Source organism: Nostoc sp. CALU 1950 (assembly GCF_051172895.1).
In the GTDB taxonomy this organism is placed as follows: domain Bacteria; phylum Cyanobacteriota; class Cyanobacteriia; order Cyanobacteriales; family Nostocaceae; genus Nostoc; species Nostoc edaphicum_A.
Genome location: NZ_JBDNJQ010000034.1, coordinates 49,011 through 55,684 on the forward strand (window position 1 = coordinate 49,011; position 6,674 = coordinate 55,684).

Below are 6,674 nucleotides of genomic sequence, written 5' to 3' on the forward strand. Positions count from 1 at the left end.
GAGTTTTTCTGATTTATGCATTTGTCATAAATCAAGATTTACTATTAAAAGCTGTCAGTAAAAAAAACTATTGCTTTTTAGGAATAACGTTCCTGATTCCACTTTTAGCGCCAACAGTATCACCTTTGTAACGAGGGATGATATGAATACTGGCGTGCATAATATTTTGTCCGGCGGCTCGATTGATGTTCATTCCTACATTAAAACCATCAGGTTCAAATTCTGTTTTGAGAATTTCTTGTACTTTGTTCACCATAAGCCAGCAAGCAGATTGCTCTTTAAATGGTAATTCAAAATAACTGCTAACATGACGTTTGGGAATAACTAAAGTATGACCTTTGCTTATTGGATAGCCATCAAAAATAGCATAAGCAGTTGCTGACTCAGTTAATAGCCTGAGAGTTATATGGGGATTACAGAATATACAATAATTAGATGAATTTCGCTGATAATTATAGTGGACATACTCATATAATTCCCGATTTTCATCTAAGCAAACTGAAGTAAAGGGAAGTTTTACAATACATTGATATGTCGGCTTTTTGTGGACATAATGTTCTCTGAATCCTTCTCTTTTGATATCCCTTCTCACAGCATAATAAGCTTTACCTCCTGGTTTTAATAAGCGTGATACTTCCATAAGAACATTAGTTTGTTCTTCAGTAAATAAAACATTTAAAACATAAAAGCAAATTATTGTATCAAATTTATTATCAGGATATTCTGGAAAATAATAAGGATCATAGCCTGTAATATCACAACCTTTTTGGCGCAATATTTTAACATCATTACCAAAGCCACAACCAAAGTCTAATATTTTGCCTTGGAGAAGGTTTTGATTTAATAAAAACTGTGCAGGAAATGATAGATAACTTCTTTCGATCGCAGTAAGATGGCTGAACTGATTTTTTTGCTGTTTCATAGAATTTTGGTGCTGATGTCCCAAAATTATTATTCCCAGCATTTCTTTAGGTTATGCGATGTCTACGACGGGCTACGCCTAAGCATCAGGGTCAATACCTAGCTCACGTAACTTAGCTGCTAATATATCAGCACGTTGGCGTTCTTGTTCAGCCCGTTGGCTTTCCTGTTCAGCCCGTTGGCTTTCCTGTTCAGCGCGTTGGTGTTCTTGTTCAGCGCGTTGGCGTTCCTGTTGGGCTTGTTCGCTGCTCCACAACAGCAAATTTCCTTCTCTATCCCACCAGCGTAGCCAATTCATAGTTTGACATAATCTTTCACCTTGCCAAATTCCGAGAAATAACTCTAACTCAGGAATCCAGTAACGTCCATTGGCGTCTGCTTGCTGCAAGGTATATTGTCCATTTTGCAAGCAGCGTAGCTCTATGCTTGGTTCGTAAGGATCGTAGGTTACGTAGGTTGGAACTTGGAGAATCTTTTCGTAATAATAGAGTTTACCGTAGGGTGGAGTTGAGCGGACTGAGAGTTCTCCCCCTTCTGTGTCTGAGAGAAATTCCATCACCACAGCCACCGCAGCGCCTTCTAAATTCGGGGTGTAGCTGCGACGAACAACATTTGTTCCCACAGACTGCACTTGAGGGACATAAAACCAGTCTGGGGCTTTGACAACGATTTTTTTGTTGACTGTGGCTACAAGTCCAAAATTAGAGCCAATCAGCATTTGGGGTTGGATGCGTCCTGTGCTTCCCAAAGCATCGGTAAGCGCAGCAGCGATCGCAGGTTGTTGAATATTTTCCACTGGATCATCAGGTAAAATGAAGTCGGCTGGAAGTGCTTCCCAAGTAACAATTGGTTCTTTTTGGATAGGGTTAACTTGTAGAACCATAAAACTACTCCTAATATCCATGCACAGTATATTAACGCGATGTGCGACTTAATATTCTGACCTCACTTCCATTCCTCTCTCCTAAAAGGAGAGAGGCTTTGATTTTTGCTCCCCAAGGCTAGTAGGGAAGGGGTTGGGAGTTAGGTTTGAGATAAAGTCGCAGATGGCGTTATATTACTTATTTTTAACAAATCTTCAGCCAGCATCGCTTTTAAAAGAGTGTGACGCTACAGTAAATAGCTCATTATGGCAATGGTACTATTCTTCACCTAAAAATTATTGGTGTAAATAATTGATATTTGAAAATGCGATAAATCTTGTATCTAAATAAAGGCTTTGAGCTTATTATAACTGCATTGTTTTATACCTTTTGGTAGAAACATAGTATTTTACAGCGAAACTATTGACAGATATATGATTTTTTCAAATATGCAATAATTAAAAACACTACAATTTTATTTTATAAAAAAAGGTTCCTTATAAAAATATGATGTTATGAATAGCTTTCATCACTTTCGGAAAGCCATTGCCATCCTGGTAATTGTCTTCATGATGATTGGATGGCTGTTAAATACTGAAATGTCGGTGCAAGCTCAATCAAGACCAACTGCTCATATTACAGTAGATGGTCGTCAGTTATTTGAACTTTCGGAAGCAGGACAATTTAGCGCGGAAAATCGTGCTGGTGATGCCAACTTAATTTTAAGAGAAGCAGTCCGTTCTTCAGGTGGTGTGAAGGTAGAGATTGTAGAAACTAATCAATTACCTGTAATTCTGGTAAATAATCGTCACCTATTAACAGTGACTCAACAAGATACTTTCACTGGGAGAACAAAACAGGAACAAGCAGAAATTTGGGCGCAACGAATTAGAGAAGCAGTTGAACAAGGTCAAGAAGAACGCAAATTAGATTATTTTTGGCGGGCAATATTAATAGTAGCTTTATCTGTATTAGGCGCGATCGCACTTCATTTCCTTTTGGGTTGGGTTTGGCGCTATTGGTTACGGCGACTGGTTCCTAGAGAAGCTAATCACCCAGAAACGGGAGCGCAACCCAAAGGAATCGAGCTATTTTTACAATTGACGCTGGTTGTAGTGCGATCGCTACTGTGGATAGGAATAGCTATCTACATTACCGACTTATTCCCCTTAACGCGAGAATGGAGCAGAAGCATTGCCAATATTCTCTGGATGAGCTTAACTTCCCCAGTGATTACTATTGGTGAAAGTTCTTATTCAGTCATCAATATAATTATCTTCATCAGCTTACTTTTTGGAGTATTAGCAATTGCTGGAACTTTAACTAATCTGCTGCGATCGCGCGTATTACGCATGACAAATGTTAGCCGTGGTGTACAAGAATCAATTGCCATTGCTACCTATTACAGTCTAATTTTTATCGGAACAGTTTTATTACTACAAATTTGGGGTTTAGACATCAGTTCTTTAGCAATAGTAGCCAGTGTCTTTGGTGTAGCGATCGGCTTTGGCTTACAGGGAGTTGCTAAAGAATTAGTCAGCGGTTTTGTAATTACTTTTGAACGCGCGATTGAAATTGGCGACTTTGTGCAAATTGGCGAGTTTATGGGAACAGTAGAGCGTTTAAATGCTCGCAGCACCTATCTCCGTACCTTAGATGATATAGTAGTAATTGTGCCAAATTCCCGTTTTTTAGATACAGAAGTAGTCAATTGGAACCATCAGACTTCAGCATCTCGTCTAGTATTACCAATACGAGTTGCTTATGGTGTGAGTATCAATACTATACGCTCTGCATTATTAGAAGTAGCGCTGACAAATCCTGATATTTTAAAAAAACCACATCCTACTGTTTGGTTTCAAGGATATGGTGAAGATTTTTTAAATTTTCAGTTATTAGTTTGGATTTCTAAACCCCGCAAGCAGTTTCAAATTAAGAGCGACTTATATTTTCAGATTGATGAGATTCTCAGACAAAAAAACATCAAGATTCCCTTTCCCCAACGCTCTCTACATTTGCGTACTGGTAGCTTACCCTTAGAACTTTCACCACAGTTAGAAAATTCATTATCACAACTTTCTGAAGGTTTAATTAATTTATTAAAAAGCCAGTTACAGAAAGACACTGCAAATGGTGCAAATAATTCATCTACAAAAACTCAAAGTGAAAAATCCGATTCAGAGTAAATTTATGGTTATTGGGGAAGAATAGCCATTGGCTGGTTTTCTCTCCCCTTTTATTTTTTGGAAGTCCCAGATAAATTGCCTTGAGAAGGCAGAAGGCAGAGGGCAGAGGGCAGAAGGTTTTATGAAGAAGGGGAAGGGGAAAAGGTAAAAACCTCGCCCGCAAGTGGCGCGACCTGTTCATCCCTTTTCCCTTTTCCCTTTAACCTTTTCCCTTTAACCTTTTCCCCTCTTGTTTATCCCATCATCTCAGCAGTCTTCTTCTTATCCAACTTGAGAATCAACACACCCAAAGGTGGTAAACACAAATCTAGAGAATAAGGACGACTGTGCAAAGACCAATCATCTGTCCACTTACCGCCTAAGTTGCCCATATTGCTGCCGCCATACTGACGCGCATCACTATTGAACAACTCCGTATAAAATCCTTTTTGCGGCACACCGATGCGATAGTGAGAATGGGGTTGCGGTGTAAAATTGCAAACCACGATCGCAAAATCATCAGTATCCTTGTCACGACGGATAAAGGAAACTACACTATGGCGATTGTCGCTACAGTCAATCCACTCAAACCCCGGTTCAGCAAAATCCTGGGTGTACAAAACTGGCTCAGAACGGTAGAGATGGTTCAATTCCCGGAAAAACGTTTTTAACTGTTGGTGTGGTTCATGCTGCAATAGATGCCACTCCAAATCTGCCCAAGCATTCCACTCACTCCACTGCCCAAATTCCATGCTCATAAACATGGTTTTCTTGCCTGGGTGAGCAAACATATAGCTAAATAAACAACGTATATTAGCTAACTTCTGCCATGTATCCCCTGGCATTTTGCCGATGATATTGCTCTTACCATGCACAACTTCATCGTGGGACAGAGCCAGCATGAAGTTCTCGCTGTGGTTGTACCACATACTAAAGGTGATATTGTTTTGGTGGAACTGGCGGAACCAAGGGTCCATGCTGAAATAATCCAGCATATCGTGCATCCAGCCCATATTCCACTTCAAGTTAAAGCCCAGTCCGCCTGTGTAGGTGGGCCAAGATACCATTGGCCAAGAAGTAGATTCTTCCGCAATTGAGAGAATACCGGGGAAATAGCTAAAGATAATGTGATTTACCTGACGCAGAAAATCTGCTGCTTCTAGGTTTTCTCTACCGCCGTATTGGTTAGGCAACCATTCTCCTGGTTTGCGGCAATAGTCGTTATAGAGCATCGAGGCAACAGCATCAACGCGAATCCCATCAATGTGGTACTTGTCAAACCAGAAGAGGGCATTTGCTGCCAGGAAATTACTAACTTCATGACGACCGTAGTTGAACACCAAAGTCCCCCATTCTTTATGTTCGCCTTTACGGGGGTCGGCGTGTTCATATAAATGGCTACCATCAAAGAAAGCTAAACCATGTCCATCTTTGGGGAAGTGACCAGGAACCCAATCCACAATTACCCCAATATCATTTTGGTGACATTTGTCAACAAAATACATGAAATCTTCGGGGCTGCCAAAACGGGAGGTGGGGGCATAGTACCCAGTTACTTGATAACCCCAAGAACCATCAAAGGGATGCTCCGCAATGGGCAGCAATTCAAGATGGGTGTATCCCAATTCTTTGACATAAGGAATGAGTCGGTCTGCCAGTTCCCGATAGGTAAGGAAACGTGCGCCCGGTTTCAGTTCAGAAACGACAACTACCTGTTCCGTTTCACCATTGGGGAGTTTAGCTGGTTCCGCACTCGAAGCGTGTAACCAAGAGCCTAAATGTACTTCGTAGACTGAGACGGGCTGGGTGAGGGGTTCAGTGTGACGCCGCTTTTCCATCCAGCTTTCATCATTCCAACTGTAAGCATCTAAATCAGTGACAATGGATGCCGTTTTCGGGCGGGGTTCCTGGTAGAAACCGTAAGGATCAGATTTTTCATAAATATGTCCTTCAAAATTTTTGATTTCATATTTGTAATGCTCTCCCACACCAATTTCAGGAATAAATAATTCCCAAACTCCGGTGGGGCCTTTACGCATCTGGTTTTTACGTCCATCCCAGAGATTAAAATCTCCCAACAATGAAACATTACGAGCGTTGGGTGCCCAAACGGCAAAATAAACGCCTTTCACACCGTCTATTTCCGTGGGGTGCGCTCCCAATTTTTCATATATCCGGTGATGGTTGCCTTCACCAAACAAATGCAAGTCAAAGTCTGTCAAGCGGGGAGAACGGAAAGCGTAAGGGTCATAAATGACACGCTCATGTTCTCCTTCTTTAATCCGTAACTGGTAGTTTGCCAGTTCGGCAGTTTCAATGGTGCATTCAAAAAAGTGAGGATCATGCACCGTTTGCATTGGGTATTCCTTGCGTTGTTCAGGAAGAACGACCCATGCTGCACTTGCATTTGGTAAGTAGGCCCGCACAGCCCAGACAGTTTTGCCGTCTTGTTCTATGGGATGAGAACCTAGTATTTCAAAGGGATCGTTATGCTGATTCCAAACGATGCTGTTAACCTGTTCAGGGGCGATCGTGGTCATGGACATGAAGCTACCTAAGTGAAATAACGTGATTGACTAAATCTACTTTTTTAATATCTATATATATTCTTTACATTTATTTGCAATTTTGTCGTCACCGTTATCCTACATCAGAATGGGGACTGGGGACTGGGGACTGGGGAATGGGGAATGGGGAATGGGGAATGGGGAATGGGGAATGGGGA

General features: G+C 41.2%; 4 protein-coding genes. 1 reads left to right on the forward strand and 3 read right to left on the reverse strand.

Annotated features, from left to right (window positions below; all coding sequences use genetic code 11):
- Positions 1-67: 67 nt before the first annotated feature.
- Together ABF638_RS12270 and ABF638_RS12275 are read right to left on the reverse strand one after the other, a co-directional pair.
- The gene (locus ABF638_RS12270; protein ID WP_435022984.1) at positions 68-922 is read right to left on the reverse strand and encodes a bifunctional class I SAM-dependent methyltransferase/HIT family protein; all 855 of its coding nucleotides are present in this window, start codon (positions 920-922) and stop codon (positions 68-70) included.
- Between the two features lie 78 nt (positions 923-1,000).
- Positions 1,001-1,804, reverse strand: a complete 804-nt coding sequence (locus ABF638_RS12275; RefSeq protein ID WP_435022985.1) for a Uma2 family endonuclease — start codon at positions 1,802-1,804, stop codon at positions 1,001-1,003.
- A 495-nt stretch (positions 1,805-2,299) separates the two neighbouring features.
- Here ABF638_RS12275 and ABF638_RS12280 point away from each other — a divergent pair, with 495 nt between their 5' ends.
- The gene (locus tag ABF638_RS12280) at positions 2,300-3,970 is read left to right on the forward strand and encodes a mechanosensitive ion channel family protein (RefSeq protein WP_435022986.1); all 1,671 of its coding nucleotides are present in this window, start codon (positions 2,300-2,302) and stop codon (positions 3,968-3,970) included.
- A gap of 233 nt (positions 3,971-4,203) precedes the next feature.
- Here the strand turns inward: ABF638_RS12280 and glgB are convergent, their stop codons facing one another.
- Complete coding sequence (glgB, locus tag ABF638_RS12285; RefSeq protein ID WP_435022987.1) at positions 4,204-6,495, reverse strand: 1,4-alpha-glucan branching enzyme; 2,292 nt, start codon at positions 6,493-6,495, stop codon at positions 4,204-4,206.
- Between the last annotated feature and the right edge of the window lie 179 nt (positions 6,496-6,674).

Bases quoted from the DNA above. Each gene is read 5' to 3' on its own strand.
- ABF638_RS12270 (WP_435022984.1), bottom strand. From the start codon at position 922: ATGAAACAGCAAAAAAATCAGTTCAGCCATCTTACTGCGATCGAAAGA.
- ABF638_RS12280 (WP_435022986.1), top strand. From the start codon at position 2,300: ATGAATAGCTTTCATCACTTTCGGAAAGCCATTGCCATCCTGGTAATT.
- glgB (WP_435022987.1), bottom strand. From the start codon at position 6,495: ATGTCCATGACCACGATCGCCCCTGAACAGGTTAACAGCATCGTTTGG.
- ABF638_RS12275 (WP_435022985.1), bottom strand. From the start codon at position 1,804: ATGGTTCTACAAGTTAACCCTATCCAAAAAGAACCAATTGTTACTTGG.